We start from the raw sequence: 17610 nt of genomic DNA, 5'->3' as shown, positions 1-17610 counted from the left end.
TTTTCACTTACCATTGCCACAAATGTGATTCTCATCACATTACAACCCTGTTGTGCCGCCAGAAAAGCCTACGGAGACCTCGTCAGGGAATGACTTATCGTTCATTTGATCTCTGGCAATGTTCACCGGAGCTGTCGCTCACGATTGTGGCGTGGACTTCTCATTGGATTGTTCAGAATAAATGCTGCGACATGCAGGATTTTGTCAACGTTTTCAGGCACGAAAGAGTCTCTTGTGACTGAAGAGAAACGTATCGAAGCAGCAATCAAGGCTGCTCCAGCGAGGAATATCTATGCTGCAGGCCACTAAAATGCTGCAGGATCTGCTGCTGTGTAGCCAACGCTGCGTCGCCTTCCTGAGTTTGCAGAAGGCGTAACTGTTCCTCCAGCGGAATCGACTGACCGAAGCTGTTTATCATCCCGTATACGCTCGACTTCAGCTCACTGACGGTAATGTATTTGCCCTTTTGACCATCCAGCGCGTTGAGGCGGTCTGCCAGCTGCTGCAGCTGCTGCATCCCGGTATACCAGCCACTCAGAGAAGCATCGGAAATTGCGCTGGCGGCCATTCGTTGTTGCCACTGCCTGCTCATTCCTGCCACTTCAGGGTCATCGGGCCACAGAACCTTTGCCTGAGCCAGCAGCCCGTTGCCATACCGGTATGCCCAGTCGGGCGGCAGCGAAGCCAGCCTGTCCAGCTGTGATGATGCCCTTTTTAGCCAGGCTGCCGGGTCAGGTTTGACTTTGCTCGATTGCTGTAATGCCTGGATTTGTGTCGTGCTCAGCGGCTGAGGAAGCGGTGCCACCGAAGCAACAAGCGCATCAGCGGCTTCGTCCACACTGTGTGCATAATGCCAGCCGGTTAATGCGATGGCACCGGCAACCAGTGCGGAACAGGCTCCCGCCAAAAACACCGGCCAGCGCTTCGGCGCCGGTGGCGTTTCCTGTACAACCTGCACGTTTACCTCCGGTTCAGGGCGTATGACGTACACGAGGCGGCTAACGGGTGAGGCCTCCTCTTCCGCGGGCACCGCAGCCAGCGCCTGTGGCGGAAGCGTTACTGCTGGTTGCGTATCGTTCGGCGAAGCGCTGTTTTCCAGCCGGGTTAATGCGCTGTTTATTTGCTGCATCAGCGGAGTCGTCTGACAGGCATGCTTCAGCTCCTGACGCGCCAGAATATCGTACATGCTCTGCAACAGCCCTTGCGCCTGTATCAGCGCCGGTAAATCCCCATGGCTAAGTGAAAAGGTGCGAAACAGCTTCTGTAAGCGCTGAAAAAGGCCATTGAGGATTTCCGCGCGGGCATGAACCGGCTGCGGCCAGAGCTGCGCCCACTGATGGCTCAGCAGCGCATTCAGGATAGTCAGCCCTTCATTCAGACCATTTATGCGGGCCAGATGGCTGCGGGCGAGCGTATACCACGCCCCGGTCTGGAGCTCGACGCCGTTCAGTTCAAACAACGAGAGCGACAGCGCTTCCACCTGCTGCCAGTTCACGTCCGGGCGCGCCGGATGCGTCAGCTTTGCCATCTCCTCGCGAAGCGCAATAAAGTCAGAAAGTGCGCGCGGGTCACTGCCGGTTTTCACCGGGCGGGGTTGTACATCGTGCATAGTGATTTCATCCCTGAGGATAAGAAAAAGGCGGGGCTTAATCGGGCAACAGCGCGCCGATCATCTCAAAAAAGGCATCTTCGTTAAAAGCAACGCGGGGTGCTGCCCTGTTGCCGCTGACGCTCCAGGTCCAGCTCACATCGTTGCTTGAGCGCATAAACAGGCGGTAAAGCGAGGCTATCTGCCCCTGCATACAGAGCGTCACTTCCACACAGCCGACAACGCCCTGCCCGTACAAAAATACCGGCGTGAACTTCACCACCCGGTTTTCATAACGCAAATGGATACCCGGCACGCTGAACGTATTGCCGCTAATCAGAAACTCAACCAGCGATACGGAGACCGCCTCTACGGAAATTCCCGTGTCGGTCAGCCAGTTTTCCATTGTTTCCTGAAGCTTGCCCATTCGCTCACAAAACTCGGCGATATCGGCCTGGCTTTTATTGTCGTACGCCCGGCTGCGGGTCTGCTGCTGGAGTTTTTTCATGAATCGTGCTTTGGCTGACATGCTGTCCCTGTGGTTTTCATCCAATGAACAAGATCTATAAATGGGCTTTGGTATCGAGGTAGTTCTGCCGTTTGAGGTGACGAATAAGCACCCGCCCCTCCGGCATAAAATCGGTGCCGTAGCGAACAAGGCCGATGCCTTTCAGCTCGGCGTCAATGGCGTAGCGCAGCTCGCCGGGGATGTGCTGGTCGAGCAGGATGACGTTGATGCTTTTCAGGCGCGGCTCGTATTTGAGCAACACGTCGGAAAACGTCTTCAGTAACTGATGCGCGGTGCCCGGCATGCCTTGCAGGATTTTGGTCATATCCGGCAGGCCATAATCCGGCAAATGTGCCAGCGTCCCGGCGCGGCAGTTGAGGATCCGCTGCATGTTGTCGAGCACGGACAAAATCACCTGGTTTTGTTCGCTGACCTGATGGAGATCGAGGCCGCCGGTGAAGTTGCCCGCCAGCAGTTCATACAGCGAAGGGGTATTGTGTCCCTGGGCCATCACTTATCCTTAACAGGCTGTAGCGTCAGATGGTTGTTTCCGGCTTCCAGAATGCGTGGTTTATCAGGGTCCAATTCCTCCCGCTCAATGACCAGCTTCCAGGTGTTATTCTCCATATCCGGATGACGGAACAACCCGACCACGGCCACGAACTGCGCATCGGCTTCCATCGGCATATCGAGGCTGGCATCACCGCCCGGTTTCACCACCACATCCCGACTGGATAACAGATCGGCTTTCAGTACGGTTTCACCTTCTTTCAGTAGCTGCTGATAGACGGATTTATCGAAGGTTTTTCTGTCCCTGAGCTGATATACGCGAACGACAACTGACTCGGACAAAGAATTGTTCTCTCGGGCATCGGTGTTCAGGGCCTCACGCGCGGTGAAATCCAGATGCAGCACTTTAATTTTTTTATAAAAGACGGAGGTAAATGCGGATTTAGTCCCATCGGTGACGCTTTGCGTCAGGCCACATCCTGTCAGGCCAGATGCCAGCAGCGGCAGCAGCCAAAGAGCGGGTTTAGTCAAACTTGTACGTAACACGTCGGTTTCCTTGTTGTGGTGTTGCGGACTGCAGGCCGCTGTAATAACCCAGCTCAGTCGTAAAGGTCTCAGGAATGTCATCAGAAAGCTCAGCCTCCCCGGCGCCCAACACGCCATTCATCCCGAGCCAGAATGCCCCTTCGCCGAGCGGAGGAGGCGTCAGCAGACGAGTGCTGACCGTCAGGTGGATTTTTGCCTTAAAGCGCCATCCCAGATACACCCGCAGCATCACCAGAAAGTCCTGATACAACAGCCCGTCTGGCTTCCAGCCCTGCACTTCCCGTTCATTATTCGTCGAGAGTGCAATCAGCAGTTGGCTATTCGCATCCATCGCTTCCTCACCCAATGGCGTATTGCCATCAAGCAGGAAATCATCATCAGCGTAAAAGCCTAAAGGCTGGCTGATTTCCACCGGTCGCAGGCAGTAAGGGCTAACTTTCACGGTGGTATCCGGGGCCAGCAGGGTTACCAGTGCCTGCATGCCCTCCTGGGTTTTTCCCGGCTGCCGCAGTACGCCGAGCAGCGCCAGAAAGCGCGATACTGGCGTGGCGATGTGATTCGCTGTGCCAGGAATGCCCAGCCCCACCAGGCCCAGCAACGACTGAGAAATAGCGTCGGTGCCGCCGGGTTCAAACGTGGCCGGATAGGAGTATTTACGCCAGATGCGGTAAAACTGGGTCAGGATGCGATGGCTGAAGATGTCGAGGAAGCCCTGCAGCGCCTCATGCCCTTCACGACGTTGGGTGATGTCATCGAGATAGGCTGTGGGCAACGGGGAATCCACCCCATACATGCCCATAAAGGTGGTACGAACGACCGGCGGCTTGCTGTCATCCTCTTCATCGTATTCGACGGCTTTCAGTTCGCTCGCCGGAAAGCCCATCCCCGGGTGCGGCACAAACCGCACCGGATCGTCACCAGGATGGCTGGTTGAGCCCATCAGTGGTTTGCCCGGATTCATCTTCTCCAGCAACTGGCAGAAGCGGTAAAAGTTTATCCGGTTAAGGTCAGCCTCGAGCCGCGGGGTCAACCGGGAATGCGGCGATTGTGCTTCTCTTCCCATTCCAGGCGTTCTCCGGTCGGTTGCAGAATAATAATCAGGCGGTTAAACAGATAGATATCGGTGTACAGCGCAAAGAAGCGACTCAGCATCTCACCAAACAGGCAGATATCCCCGCGACCGGCAAAGCCGTGGCTGTCGAGCGTCACCTCAATCTGCACACCGCGGACCAGGTAACCCTGCTCAAAGCGCTCCGTTTCACTGTGCTTCACGTCGATAATCGCTTCCAGGCGGCGGCGGTTCATCTCGCTGTCGGTCCATTCATACAGCGCCAGGGTACCGCGCAGCACATCGGCATTATCCATCATCGACAGGAAACCGCTCCCGAGGTGGCTCAGCACGCGCCAGTGAAAACGGTCCTGCGCCGGGGGATAACAGGGTAGCGTCGGCGCACACAGGTTACGGACGGCAATACTGGCCGAGGTGGTTTTCATTAGCGTATCGAGCACGGTACTTTGCAACGCCCTGCGCGGTAGCTGCCCGTTGGTGCCGGTGAGCGTCAGCGACAGGCTTTCGTCCTCCGGCACCGTGTGGTTATCAAACGCTTCGCCACCGAGGATAAGCCAGGTGTTATGCAGCCCTGACGGGCCCCGGCGCACGCGAGTGTGATAGTAATATTCAGGCGCTTCGTGTCGCATCATCCCGCCTTTATGACGGAAGCTGGAGAACGGCACGTAGGTATGCTGGCTGGATGACATCACCGAGTCCACGGCGTAAATCTCGGTGTGACCATCCTGCACGCGCATCGGGCGCAGCATGTATTCGGTTTGCAGAGAGTTGAGCGTGAGCGGGTCAGATTCCAGCGGGAACAGGTTAATCACCGGAACGCAGTTCAGGCGCAGATGCTTTTCGGTAAAGCTGAAGTCATGCTCCCAGCGTTCCGCCAGCACCACATCAATTTCAAACCAGGGGAGCTCAGCCGGGAATTCCACGTTTTCCAGCCCACGCAGGCCGGTGAACATGAATTTCTCGCGGAAGGTGAAATACTCCAGCAGCAGCTGGTAACCGCTAAAACTGCTGCTCCCTTTCGGCCACAGATCGTCGTCATCACCAAAGCCAAGCGCGGTGAAATACCCGTCGAGCGGTCTTCTGTCCACATCACCCGGCATCCGCAGCCAAAGTCGGGCCACGTTCATGGTGAAGGCTTCATGCATCGCGCAGGCCAGCGGTGCGTCGGCGTTAAAATAGAACGGGAGCTGGCTGAGAGCGACGCGGGTCCAGTCAGCAAGATGGCTGCAGCTGAAGCGCAATGTGATGACCGAGCGGCCATCCGGATCGGTTGCCAGACGGGCACTGTCAAGCGACAGCGGCTGAAGCTCGATCTCTTTGGTGGTTGTATACCGGCAGCGGGTGCCCTTTTCCCCGATTGGCCGCGAGTTCACCTCAAAACCTTTGGCGATGCGCATCTGCTCTTTCATTTCGCGCCAGTCAGGGGTGAACTCCACCACCGACATTGACGGAATGGTACGCAGATAATGCGGCCACAGCAGGCTAACCAGCCCTTCGGTCAGTTCCGGCAGATCGTCATCGAGCTTCTCACGAAGACGGCCCATCAGGAAGGCAAAGCCCTCGAAAAGCCGCTCCACGTACGGGTCGCGCGCGCCCGCTTTATCGAGATTAAGCATTGCCGCCCGGTCAGGGTGAGCCCGGGCAAACTCTTCACCTGCTTCAAGCAGGTAGCGCATTTCAGCGTCGTAATAACGCAGGGTTAAGTCATCCATATTTATTTCTGCTTAGTTAATTGCTGCGTGATGAGCGATTAAGAGAATTCCAAAAACCGACAGGCGACTTCAAATAGAAAAGGTCGCTCATCAATATGGTTTGCAGGAGAATGTTTCTTTTACATAACGAGTGGCTGTGCCTGGCATCCAGCCCGATGGAATATCATTACAGCGTACATATCCTCTGCTAATCAGCTCTTTTGGATAGAGGATGGAGTACAACAGACCCAGTATAACAATAGCAATGCAACCCTATTTTAAATAAACGACACAGTAATACATCTTCCTGAAAGCAAACTCTTTCCCCATGAACAGAACCAGAATAAAATAGGCCAGTGGGAATATCATCACGAAAGGCAACACAACCAAAGCAACGGTTAACCATGAAAAAACAATTTCATCACCAAAGCTGGAATATTCTTTAAATATACCTTTCCCAAGATAAAAGCTCAGAGTACACGACCCAAGAATGATCACTATAACGAAAAATGCACGAATTCTATCTTTCATTCCGCCAACCCGGACTGAAACATAACTTTTTATCTACTACATACTTGCTGGCCGTTCCGGGTGTCCATCCAGAGGGGACTCCTGAGCAAAGAATGTAACCTTTGCTTTTTAGTGTTGACAAATAGCCAAACGAAATAGTACATGACAAAACAAACGCAAACACACACATATACTTGAAAAGTGGCATAATTTTATTCATTTTTTTAAGTGCAAATTCTTGCTCATATCGGAGCGAAAGGAAAAACCAGTATAAAGGAAACGCAAACATAATTGGTATGGATATAAGACTTAATGACATCCACGAAAAAATAATCTCATCATGAAATTCGAGATAATCAAAGACCTCGCTCAACCAAAAATAAAACGACAGAATAGAAACAACCAACAATATAAGAGTTGAAAAAACAGCATTGGTTTTTTTTGTCATATGTTAGTATATCCTCTTGGTAATGTCGTCAATTGAGTCCCTCAAATAACTTCTAATCTCTGACTCTATAATTTTCTTGCCTTTTATTAACATTTGTTCTGCAAGCATAGCACCTAAGTCCCAAAAACCATCTTCCATTTCTCTGGCTTTTTCAGCAAATTCTTGTTGAGCCGCATCAATGTACTCAACTACTTTGTCTGTCACACCAAACTTCTGGTCCAGCTTATTTAAACCCCAGGCAGCAAAAAATCCAACGCCAATGACTATTACAAGGTTAAATGCAATCAACGGGGTTACTACGACACTTCCAACGACAAATGTGACTACTGATACAATGCCGATTTTCACTACATCAGTAGCCAGAGACCCTATGAATTCAGCTAAAGACCTCTCATCGTTCAAAATGAAATCAAGAGTCCTGTAAGCGGCTGCGACATAAAATGTCAGCCGTGCTCCTTCAACAATAGATTTTGCAAACCCATATTTACCAATTCCCAAATCAACAATCTTTGGATTTTTAGCCGCAAACACAGGCGCATTCAATATCTTCCTTACACCAGGATAACCACTTATTTTTATCAGTTCTGTACCGTTGCGGTTTACATATGTTGTTGCTTTTATGCTGAAGCTTCCCAATTGGTTGATCAACATGGATGCAGTCACAACATCCTTGATGTTTGTTCCATAATTTACAACTATTTGTCCGGGGTCACTTTCTGTTATTGCTACCCATCCGTGTTTCCATGCCCCCCACGAGGACAATATTTCGAAAGATTCTGGAAGAGTGAGCAGCATCACATCCTGATTAGTTTGCCTTAGCATAGCCCTCAAATTACCATCAGGTGAATCATGAGTATTCCGTAAAACTGGATAATCAGGTACAAACCCAGTTGGCTTTTGCTTACCGGTCAGATAACTCGGCAATTCTTGCGAAGTTTGCACAGGTGCTGCAAAGCCTGCTGCTGGTTCTGCAGCGGAAGCCCCACTGCTCTTCTCGTACGTATCATCCATCATCGACGGAATAAACTTTGCCTTACAGGGGCAGGTACTGTAGCTGTCGAGGGTTCCGGCCATTCTTCTGCCGTGAATGGTATCGTTGTCGATGCCACCAGCTATCTTGTAAAGCCCCGCATGTTTTCCGCAGGTCACACTGTCCTGCTCCCGGGCCACAGGTTTATCAAACAGAGTGTGATCCTCTGCGCCCGTGGTAATTTTCCCGCCGCAGGTCGTCTTGTCGCCCTGCACCAGATAAAAGCCTTCTGTTGCCATATTTTTCCCTTTAGCTGAATTCAGTCCGGGTTACCCACAAAGCACTGCACTGCTTGCCGGATCGAGCGCAATCAACCCCGCCAGGAGCAAGTCCATCTCAGGCTGAAGCCGTAATTTATCGCTTTCACTGCGTGTAGCTTTCATGCGTAGCAGTCTGAGGCGGCGAGATTTCACCTCAAACAGCAGTGCTGGTGTCCACTGAGTGAGTGTGATTGACCGTGCAGCACTATCGAGTTCACCCAGCAAATGCAGTGCCAGTTCATTCTTGCCCTTTTGCTCGACCACGCGGGCCATCAGAAGACGTAGCAACCATTTGTCTTTCGTGGAGTCCGCCCCCGGACGCGTCTGCAGCCAGTGGAGGGTAGCATCAAGCCCCTCCGCGTCGGCTTTCTCCAGCGCTTCCGACTCGAGGGCCAGAATATCGTTATCAGCCTCAGTAACGGCACTGACGTGCTCATCCCGCCAGCCAGACAGGTCGTCCAGCACGCTCTGGTTTATCCAGTTCAGCGTGACCTCATCGGCAAACGGCGTGCCGTCGTTAAAGGCCAGCGTTTCAAGCCCGGTGAGACGGCGCAGCAACCCTTTCAGGTCAGCGGTGATGATGTCGGCCAGTACATCCTGGCCCGATTTGACCAGCGCCTGATGGATATACCATTGCAGATCCAGCCAGAGGTGATTGGCGCCACGCGAAAAGGCGCTATCTGCCTGCTCCAGTATCTCCAGCCAACTTTGCTGAAGGTAAAGGCGTTTGAGCATGGCCCGCTGGTCAGCCCGCGGCGGTTCAATGCGCGTTTTTCCCTCCGCGTCCGGTGCTGGGATAGCACTCAGCGTGTCATGACGCAGGCTTTTCATCAGCCTGTGTGCGGCAAGCCAGCCATTGGGTTGTTCACGCAGATACCCCGTCAGCGTTCGGGCCTGGGTCAGCAGATCCTGACCGGACGTGATGCGATTCAGAAGCGGCGCATCATGCTCTGTCATGTGCAATGAGACTTCTGAATGAGACTTGCTGCTGGCGTTTTGCGGAACCACTGCATTCACACCGCCGGCCTTCATCAGACGGGATTCCAGCGCGGCGTACAGGGCATTCAGCTCCGGCTGCGACGCTTCCGGCTCAGCCTCCAGGCTGCCACGCATAAGCAGCAGCGCACCAGCAGTGCGCAGAGCATCGTCGCGCACCACTTCCGGCCAGAACGAGAGGCTGTCGAGCACGCGAGAGCCCGCCAGCCATTCCAGCGCGGATTTACGGCTCCGCTCACGCTGCGGATGAAGCTGCGTTCCATAGCGCTGCAGTAACCCCGCCAGCAGTTCAAGCCCTTCAGCAAAACCGGCTTCTCCGTCCTGATGCAGACGCGCCCAGCAATAATAGGTGGCAACCCGGATATCTTTGGCCGTGGTAGTCAGTAATTTTTCAGCAAGCGTGCATATCAGCCCGGTATCAACGCCGGAAAGTTTATTGACCTCCTCACGGATACGCTGAAAATCATCATCATATCCCGGGTCTTCTCCGGTCGGAGTGGCATCATTCACCGGGGCAAGCCAGTGCTGCCAGTTTTCCGTGCGAGACTGCGCCTGTTGTCGCAAGTGGGTTTCGTCCACCAGGCAGGCAGCAACCAGATTCTGCAGTGTGCTCATTATTCAACACCCTCCATGTCACTGTTTCCCGTGTTAGCCATCAGCACCTGCGCCGTGGCCGCACTGTCGACGCTGAATATTTGCTCCGGCAGAGTGAAACCGCGCAGCTCCAGCAGCGCCAGCGGGCCTTTACCCAGCTGTGAACGCAGCACCCACTGCAAAGTCCGGCCATCCTGCGCGGTAAAACTCATCATCCACTGGCTGCGGTCAAGCTGCTGGCGCTTGCCCTGATCCAGCCAGCGAATAAAGCCCCATGTGCCGCTGTAGTCGCCGAACAAACGGGCTCCTGCGCTGGTTGAAGTCCAGGTCAGCATGGTTCCAGGCTTGTAGGTATCCCCCGGCCAGCGGAATGACTGCCAGTCGGCCATCTGGTTAAAGTAATGCAGCTTTTGTCCGTCGATGGTCAGCTGAGTTTCCACCACCTGCGGCACCGGACGCGCCTGTAGTTCAAAACTGATGCCCTGGCTGCCATCGGTAAACAGGATATCGGACAGCTGACTCAGTTGATTCACCGCTTTGAGGAACTCTGGATTAAATGTCAGCCCCTGGCTGTGTGCGCTATCAGGCACCCACTTGCTGCCTTCTTTGTGCAGCACCCCACTGAGCTCCGTGGTCAGGAAGCGGTCGATGCGTCCAGTGTCTTTACGGATAAACTCTGCCAGCATCGGCAGGGAAGCGTCGCTCTTGCTCACCGCGAACGGGAAACGACCGTCGAAGGCAGTACGCCAGTTCGCCACAACAGAACGACTCCAGCGGTCATTGAGGCTGGCCGCTGAAGGCTGCAAAACCGTTTCCCAGGCCTGAGTCAGCGGCTGCACAAACATCGTGCGGCCAAACCCGCTCCACTCTTCACCAAGGCTTGCCGCCACCAGGCTGCCGTACTGCTGGGTATCGGTCAGATCGACGCTTTTGCCCTGGAACACCGTCTGGGCCAGTGTTTGCATCATCTCCTGCGGATCGGAAGCGCTTGCCACCTGTTGCAGGCGTAGACGCACACGTGTGATACGGGTCAGGTAGGTTTGCAGACTCAGCGTGCTGTCTGCAGACATTACGTTGCTGGCTTTATTTTTGCCCAGAAGCTGAAGAAGCGGCCCGAAGGTTTCATCCAGCGGCCCCTGCGGCCCGGCAGCGTTCTGATCGATAGCCGGCTTATCTTTACTGCCGATAAGATCTTTCGCGGACTTGATAAGAGAATCCGACAGCCCTTCAGCCTGCTGCCCGGTCTGGCCTTGCCAGGCGAGGGTATTCATCAGGGCAATCATCGGTGACTGCCGCACGTCGCTCATTAGCGTTAGCTGATCGGTGACGTCGGCAATATTGTTCGCCGGGTTCCAGTGCAGGCTGTTGAGGAAACCCAACCAACTGCCAGCAAAGTCAGTGAAGTAACGCTGGGTCAGACGGGCTTTCAGCGCGTCCGGCGACAGATCCGCAGAAATGGATTTCCGGCTGTCGCTCAGAACCCAGTCGATTTCATCACGGCGCGAATTCGCCGCTTTCTCGATAGCCTGCTGAATTCCCCCTTCCCATGCCTGACGGGTGAACATCCCCGGCACAACTTCATCAGTAGTGAAGAGACGACGGGCATCGGTGCCGCTCGTCATGTCCTCCAGTGACACATCGGCAAAGTTACGACGCACTGACTTGAGCATATTTTCATACAGCGTACTTTCAGCATTGCGGCGGCCAATCTGCTGCAACAGCACCTGGCGGCTCTGGCTGACCAGTTGCGCATCCGGCGTAATTTTCCACTGCGGCTGCTTTGGCAGTTCCGCAATGTAGAACGCCCACAGGTCCGGTGACAGGCTCTGCCACAGGCCTGTTGAAATCCCCATCCGCGTCGGCTGCACGCTTTTCATGGTCCGGGCGTAAAACGCACCGTCGGCTTTATCCGGACGGGACATCATTAGCCAGGCTTTCAGCTGGTCATAACCCGGTTTCGCGAGCTGTGCGCGCTGGTCGCTGTTGGGAGCGGAGTTTGCCAGCGCGCTGAGCTTCTGCGTCAGTGCGGCATTTGCCGGGTCGCGTATCAGGCGATTGTTCGCTACGCCGTACCAGGGCAGCATGGCGTCGAGCAGCTGCTGATTATGATCCAGACCAAAGCGCTGATACCAGGGTGCGCCTTCCTGAATACGGTGCTGCAGGCGACCGGCATCATTACGCAAGGAATGCAGAGCCGTCAGTTGGAAATCCGAAACGGAAGGATGCTCCACCAGGGCATGAGCCTGCTCAGCGACAGAAACTATCTGCAGGCGGTTCACCGCGAACGACAGCAGTGTTCCCACTCCCCAAATACCGATGATGGCCATCAGCGTCCAGGCAAAGGTCTGCTCCCAGGCCATACCGACACGGCGGCCGCGAACATGGGAGCAGTCATCCACAATGCCCTGCCAGGTTACCGGTAGGGTCAACGCATGACGCTGTAGCTCCGGGACGTATTTCTCAGTGTCAGCAGGTACAGCACCAGTTGTTCCCTCAGACTTATCAGCAAGTTTATCCTCCGGCAGGCTGAACATCAGACCACGCAGAGGAACACGCTGCTGGGAGGCCGCCAACCATGGCGCCAGTTGCTGAGCCCAGCGGACAATCCCCCCCTCTTTCAGGTACTGTCCAAGACGCAGCAGGAAGTCATGGCTGTTGTTCTCAGCGACCTGGCTCATGCCCTGCTCCCGCAGCGCCGGCAGCATCAACTCAAGCTGACGGGTAACATCGTCATCTTTTGCACGCAGCGGGAAACTGGCCCCTACCGTCTGTTCAGTGCGTTTTGCCTGCGACCACTTGCTGTCGCACAGCTGCCACAGCCAGACCGGGGCGGAATAACGGAGCAGCTCACTGATTTTTTCCAGTCCGCGTAAATCGTTGTCGCTGATTTGTGGGGTCAGATTAAGTGACTGCGGCATGACGCGTACAATACCGTCCAGCGGAAGTCCGCGACGCAGTTTACGCAGCGCGGTGTATTTTTCCTTATCGGGCTCAGCGGTCAGACTGCCGCCGTAAATCAGAACGGTACGGTTGCCTTCAAGCCACTGCTGTTGTTGCAGGCCGGGTGCCAGTTGTTCGATGGCTGCTTCGTCGCCAGCGATAAGTAAAAGGCGGACTTTGTGGCGCCAGAAAAAACCAAGACGAGAGCGCAAATGACGGCGAATGCTTGCACACATAGTGACAGCCGGATGAGCAGGTTCCTTTTCACTTTCCCGTTTCTTTTTCTCATCATCGCCAGTGGTGCCAGCGACAAGCGCATCAAACTCCTGTTTGCCGGCACTGCGTAGCGCAACCAGTAGAACAACCGATACGAGAAATGCGCAACCCGTAATACATCCACCCGCGATAAGCCAGTAAATCTGCTGCTGGCTTCCCTCCGCAAGTCCGGCGAGATCGGGATGCTTCCAGACCACGAAGGTCATAGCGCCTAATAGCAAAAAAAGAATCAATGCGACAGCAAGATAGCGGCCTTCCGTAGTCTTTGGTGCCAGGGGTAGCTTCACGGATCCATCTCCTGTCGGGAAGCAATCGGGGTAACGAGCGTGCTCCAAAGCACATTCTGTGTGGTGTCACCGCAGATAATCATCTGCGGGAGCTGGGTTTGTTGGGCAATCTCTGTTGCGGCAGCAATGGCCAACCAGGGGGCTGCGGCTCCGGCATGTCCCATGGACGTATCAAGTGAAACAACGGCTTCGTTCTCTACCGATTGCGCTGGGTGTGCATTTTGACACTCGATCACTTCTGCGCGCTGCGCGCCAGTTAGTCCGGCAAGCCATAAATTTTTAACGATATTTTCTTCGATCGGAACGTTATAAGCAGCCATCTTCATCCCTTCTCTCAGTTCTCCTGATGGGGCAGCATCTGGCCGATGTAGTAACGCGAGGGGTTCCAGAGCCTCCTGCGTCAGCCGGTTGCCAAGAAGGAGCGCAACGGCTGCTTCTGCGGTTTTGTCTGATACAACCGGAGCAACCTGTAGGCCAACAATCAATAGCATCCCCTCATCTTTAATGCGGTTATCCAGCCAGTATTTGACTGCCTCCGGCCCATTACTGTCTACGTACTCAACTGCGCAGGCTATGCCACTTTCCTGCCAGGCTTTCTGCCAAATCTCTCGAACTATAGGGAATGGCAGAGCTGACGAAACATCAAGCATGACAGCCAATGAGACATTCTCCGGGAACTGGCCGACTGGCAGATCAGCAATGAGCTCAGAAATCAGGCGTGAGACGACTAACCCAGGAGTATCTTCTGGCTCTGCCGTAATACGACTCAGCCTCTTGCTTTTATCGCCCTTCCAGTCCGATTGAGAAATGATAATGCTTTGATTATTTAGCATTTCAACTGCAGCAGAAGCTTGTTCATCTTCTGGATGGGCAGTAATAAATGTCGTACTCAATACCTGAAGCGCACGACGTGCCCTACGGGTCTCACTTAAGATCCATTGCTCCCGACGCAGGTCAAAACCATTCGCTTTACTATCCTGTAATGACCAGACCCACATGCGAAAACTGAAAGTTACAATCCAAATAACAACGGGAGTACCAATAGCGACCAACCAAAAGTGGTTGTTATCGATGTATCGCCCGAATATGCGCATGAAGATCACGCTGATGATCAACATAGCTACCAGGACAGCAACCCAACGAGCAGTTTTGGGAGGGGCTGGTCGTGGATAACGTTCTGGAAGATGCTTAAGGGAATACGACATTAATTATCTCGATATGAAAGCACCACAAACTAATTTTATAATTATGAGAAACTCTCATCGTAATAAAATTTGGTTTAATAATGCATCGCCAAGATCTCTACTCAGTAGATACCCTGGACAAAACACTTTTAGGGAAATGGCTCAGGCATTCAGGGCTTGCACTTACATTAAAATGGCTAACTCGGCCTAGGCCATTAATATACATAGCATTTACTTCAGGCAATCCATCTTTAGCAATACCACGATAAAATACCCCACCAACTCCACGATTAGACTTTCTTAAATATATGACTTCATCAGTTGGCTTGCCATTTTTCATGCTAAATATAACCAATGAACCTAATTTTAAAAGAGTGTCATTTAAAATATAAGCATGCCCATCGATTGCTAACCTGTCGTCCCCCCAAGAATAATTTACTTCACTGACACTCGTTAGAAGAATGTATGAATTATCTTTGCTAGTTTTAGTGCTCATAATTTCATAAACATCAGAAATTGCATTAGCGCGAATCATAGCGCACATTGAAATGGATTCTTTGTCAACATTATCACTTGCAAGACAATAAGTTGTAAATAAAAACACACCGAGAATGTAAAAGATAAAATTTGATATCAATCCACTAATCGCGGTGAGAATTTTTTTGAACATCATTATTCACTCCCAGCAGCAACGACATAATCAACACCTCCCCTTGATTGACCTTTTATTTAGATCATACTTCCCGTCAACCTGCGTATTTTTCTGGCGCGTTACCATCGTACAGCTGCCTTGCGCCAGAGTCATGCTGGCATACAGAGGCGCATTACTTGTATAGCGTTCAGAAATACCTGTTGTGGAAGTGCTGTTATCTGCCGGTGCCTTGTCGTAAAACTTTGTCCCTGCTGGTAGATAAAATCAGTCGCAATCAAATCACCTCACATCCTCACCAATTTATATTCATTGATTCAAAAAGTGATTCAACTTTTCCTAGAAAATAAATCTCATTCTTCTGAGAGAATCTTATTGGAGCGGAGCTGTATACTGCTGCATAATCATCTTGCGAATAAAAATATATATCTCTGACAATGCTTATCGGTTTGCTATTTTTATCCTCAAAGACAATATCAGAAACAACCACGCCTCCATTACCCTTTGGAGTGAATTTTATTTTTACAATCGGATTTAATTCCTCAATGTATTTATTATTGTCACTCTGCTTTACAATGTCATGTATTGTATTATTTAATTCATCTTTATCATAGCTATACGTTTTATTTGATTCATCCCATGTCAGATAGCTTGCTCCACCAGTGGGACTTGCCTCTGAGGTAAGGCTGAACATATCTTTTATCCCTTTGTAATGTATTGGAACAGGTTTATCACGACAGTCAGAATTAGAAGATGCTTTTTCAATGAGGGCGTAATTAAAATCTCCGGCATAGAACTCTATCGTCTTACAAAAATCAATGTTTTTTGCATAAGCATTAATAACCATTCCAATTGTAAAAATGGCAGCCAAAATTTTAACTTTCATATTAGCACCTTCAGCTTAAAAACTTCACATTATCATTTGCAGAAATACTATCATTTAAAGCATAAAATGCGTGTTCAAAGCAAGGCCATCGGATACCATCTAATCCATTGCTCCCACCATTAACACACTTTGTTACCGCTTTAACTTCTGCGTATGTAGCACCCTGATCGGACCAATAATGTATACTCAACGCGCCCCATTTAACTATTTTTTTATTTTGCATCTTCATTCTTTGCTTCTGAATCCAATAAAACCCACCTGCATCACAGCAATAATAAGATGATGATATTAAATTTTCCGCACTAGCTGAACTTATGAACTTCGTGGCATCACCCTTATATTCACCATATAATTTATAGTTAGTCCTACCTGTAAGCTGTATAATTCCACGGCCTTTAAACTTGATGCCATCGCCAACTTGATCGTTTCCAAGTTTTTCCGCGAGTTCGTTTTTATTATTATGCTTCGCATCAAACTCAGGTTCATATTTATCAAAATATGAGTCTTTCCCTTTTTCTTCACATTCGCTCACTCGGCCCGTTTCGCAATATATTTGTGAAAGAAAATGAGCTAATCGCATTGTGCTATTCACACCAAATTTTCTCATTGCCAATGCTAGGCTTTTTCTCATTTCTGATGGGCGAATTATTGCTCCTGACGATTTTTCTTTTTGTTGATTAAGATACTCAATGACGGTTTTTTCCGTCAGTCGCCCTTCTTCTCTTAATGTAGATTCATTCTTCACAGTTTTTCTAATCGTTCTTACAAAATCCTGCTCACTCAACCAATTAAATTTACGAAAATGGGAAATAAATGCCTCTGACTCAAAATGCCACAGCCTTCCGCTACCGAGTGAACCAGAATCAAAACAGCGCTTCTGCGTGCTGTTTGAACTTGCCATAATCCTCCTCACTCATCAGAACGCGGTCCTTTTTTTCCTGCGTCCCCGGGACCATCCATATAGCCGTTTTTTCTGAAGTACACTGCTCCCAGGGTAGACCGGTCATCAACCATTTATATCTGGCATCTATTGTGCTTTTTTCCCACTCGAATGGTAAACAGCAGATAAGCCTGTTGCTTTGAGCTTCATACGTGCCTTCTTCCTGCAACTTTCTGATGATCGCCGAATTACACTGACTGTGTGTATCGTTGTCATCATCAACCAGCAGCCATCCTGTCCAGTGGGGGAAATCTGCATCGCTAAACTTTTTGATATCGGGAGCGGCAAGATTGACCACCCCTGTTCCATCTGGATACCTGACTGTCATCCATAATGGTGCATCTGCCGGAACCAGCGTTTCATTTTCCGTATTGATAACCCGCCCAAAACGAAGTAATTCGAACCCGGCACTCGGGCTCTCCTTGTAATTCCGCATCGCGGTTTTATAAAGGTTATATTCGTAATCTTCACCATCGGCGTTAATCAGCGGCTCTCCCAGCAGAGCATACTTCCCGTCAGTCTGCGTATTCTTCTGTCGGGTCACCATCGTACAGTTGCCTTGCGCCAGGGTCATGCTGGCATACAGAGGCGCATTACTTCTATAGCGTTCAGAAATACCTGTTGTGGAAATGCTGTTATCTGTCGGTGCCTTGTCGTAAAACTTTGTCCCTGCTGGCAGATAAAAATGGATATCACCG

At 51.4% G+C, this 17610-nt stretch carries 13 protein-coding genes and 2 pseudogenes; all 15 read right to left on the bottom strand.

Annotated features, from left to right (window positions below):
- Positions 1-265 precede the first annotated feature (265 nt).
- Entirely contained in the window at positions 266-1609 is a 1344-nt protein-coding gene (locus RTU33_RS11065; RefSeq protein WP_312627331.1) for a VasL domain-containing protein, read from the bottom strand.
- Between the two features lie 37 nt (positions 1610-1646).
- Entirely contained in the window at positions 1647-2096 is a 450-nt protein-coding gene (locus RTU33_RS11060) for a hypothetical protein (RefSeq protein WP_312627330.1), read from the bottom strand.
- Positions 2097-2151: 55 nt separating this feature from the next.
- The gene (gene tssE / locus RTU33_RS11055; protein WP_312627328.1) at positions 2152-2607 is read right to left on the bottom strand and encodes a type VI secretion system baseplate subunit TssE; all 456 of its coding nucleotides are present in this window, start codon (positions 2605-2607) and stop codon (positions 2152-2154) included.
- Positions 2607-3152 carry a type VI secretion system lipoprotein TssJ gene (gene tssJ / locus RTU33_RS11050; RefSeq protein WP_312627327.1) on the bottom strand — a complete coding sequence of 182 codons (546 nt, stop codon included), beginning with the start codon at positions 3150-3152 and terminating at the stop codon, positions 2607-2609. The genes tssE and tssJ overlap by 1 nt, the downstream gene beginning before the upstream one ends.
- Complete coding sequence (tssG, locus tag RTU33_RS11045) at positions 3130-4215, bottom strand: type VI secretion system baseplate subunit TssG (RefSeq protein ID WP_312627326.1); 1086 nt, start codon at positions 4213-4215, stop codon at positions 3130-3132. Before tssG ends, tssJ begins: the two co-directional genes overlap by 23 nt.
- On the bottom strand, positions 4179-5933 hold the full coding sequence (gene tssF, locus RTU33_RS11040) for a type VI secretion system baseplate subunit TssF (protein WP_312627325.1): 1755 nt from the start codon (positions 5931-5933) through the stop codon (positions 4179-4181). Before tssF ends, tssG begins: the two co-directional genes overlap by 37 nt.
- A gap of 499 nt (positions 5934-6432) precedes the next feature.
- On the bottom strand, positions 6433-6870 hold the full coding sequence (locus RTU33_RS11035) for a DUF1240 domain-containing protein (protein ID WP_312627324.1): 438 nt from the start codon (positions 6868-6870) through the stop codon (positions 6433-6435).
- Between the two features lie 3 nt (positions 6871-6873).
- Positions 6874-8139, bottom strand: a complete 1266-nt coding sequence (locus tag RTU33_RS11030; RefSeq protein ID WP_312627322.1) for a PAAR domain-containing protein — start codon at positions 8137-8139, stop codon at positions 6874-6876.
- A gap of 30 nt (positions 8140-8169) precedes the next feature.
- Entirely contained in the window at positions 8170-9771 is a 1602-nt protein-coding gene (tssA, locus tag RTU33_RS11025) for a type VI secretion system protein TssA (RefSeq protein ID WP_312627320.1), read from the bottom strand.
- Positions 9771-13253 (bottom strand): ImcF-related family protein, encoded by a 3483-nt coding sequence (locus RTU33_RS11020; protein WP_312627319.1) that lies wholly within the window; start codon positions 13251-13253, stop codon positions 9771-9773. Before RTU33_RS11020 ends, tssA begins: the two co-directional genes overlap by 1 nt.
- Positions 13250-14458, bottom strand: coding sequence for a hypothetical protein (locus tag RTU33_RS11015; protein WP_312627318.1), 1209 nt, complete (start codon positions 14456-14458; stop codon positions 13250-13252). The genes RTU33_RS11020 and RTU33_RS11015 overlap by 4 nt, the downstream gene beginning before the upstream one ends.
- 97 nt (positions 14459-14555) lie before the next feature.
- Positions 14556-15110 (bottom strand): hypothetical protein, encoded by a 555-nt coding sequence (locus tag RTU33_RS11010; protein ID WP_312627317.1) that lies wholly within the window; start codon positions 15108-15110, stop codon positions 14556-14558.
- A 57-nt stretch (positions 15111-15167) separates the two neighbouring features.
- A pseudogene (locus RTU33_RS11005) lies at positions 15168-15353 on the bottom strand (M23 family peptidase); the annotation flags it as partial.
- Between the two features lie 28 nt (positions 15354-15381).
- Complete coding sequence (locus RTU33_RS11000; RefSeq protein WP_312627316.1) at positions 15382-15972, bottom strand: hypothetical protein; 591 nt, start codon at positions 15970-15972, stop codon at positions 15382-15384.
- Positions 15973-16318: 346 nt separating this feature from the next.
- A pseudogene (locus tag RTU33_RS10995) lies at positions 16319-17610 on the bottom strand (hydroxyethylthiazole kinase); the annotation flags it as partial.

This window comes from Scandinavium sp., assembly GCF_032012665.1.
Taxonomy (GTDB): domain Bacteria; phylum Pseudomonadota; class Gammaproteobacteria; order Enterobacterales; family Enterobacteriaceae; genus Scandinavium.
The sequence above is the reverse complement of the archived record's forward strand: the minus strand, read 5'-3'. Positions and strand labels throughout refer to the sequence as shown.

Bases quoted from the DNA above. Each gene is read 5' to 3' on its own strand.
- tssE (WP_312627328.1), bottom strand. From the start codon at position 2,607: ATGGCCCAGGGACACAATACCCCTTCGCTGTATGAACTGCTGGCGGGC.
- RTU33_RS11065 (WP_312627331.1), bottom strand. From the start codon at position 1,609: ATGCACGATGTACAACCCCGCCCGGTGAAAACCGGCAGTGACCCGCGC.
- RTU33_RS11030 (WP_312627322.1), bottom strand. From the start codon at position 8,139: ATGGCAACAGAAGGCTTTTATCTGGTGCAGGGCGACAAGACGACCTGC.
- tssG (WP_312627326.1), bottom strand. From the start codon at position 4,215: ATGGGAAGAGAAGCACAATCGCCGCATTCCCGGTTGACCCCGCGGCTC.
- RTU33_RS11000 (WP_312627316.1), bottom strand. From the start codon at position 15,972: ATGAAAGTTAAAATTTTGGCTGCCATTTTTACAATTGGAATGGTTATT.
- tssA (WP_312627320.1), bottom strand. From the start codon at position 9,771: ATGAGCACACTGCAGAATCTGGTTGCTGCCTGCCTGGTGGACGAAACC.
- RTU33_RS11015 (WP_312627318.1), bottom strand. From the start codon at position 14,458: ATGTCGTATTCCCTTAAGCATCTTCCAGAACGTTATCCACGACCAGCC.
- RTU33_RS11060 (WP_312627330.1), bottom strand. From the start codon at position 2,096: ATGAAAAAACTCCAGCAGCAGACCCGCAGCCGGGCGTACGACAATAAA.
- RTU33_RS11010 (WP_312627317.1), bottom strand. From the start codon at position 15,110: ATGATGTTCAAAAAAATTCTCACCGCGATTAGTGGATTGATATCAAAT.
- RTU33_RS11035 (WP_312627324.1), bottom strand. From the start codon at position 6,870: ATGACAAAAAAAACCAATGCTGTTTTTTCAACTCTTATATTGTTGGTT.
- tssF (WP_312627325.1), bottom strand. From the start codon at position 5,933: ATGGATGACTTAACCCTGCGTTATTACGACGCTGAAATGCGCTACCTG.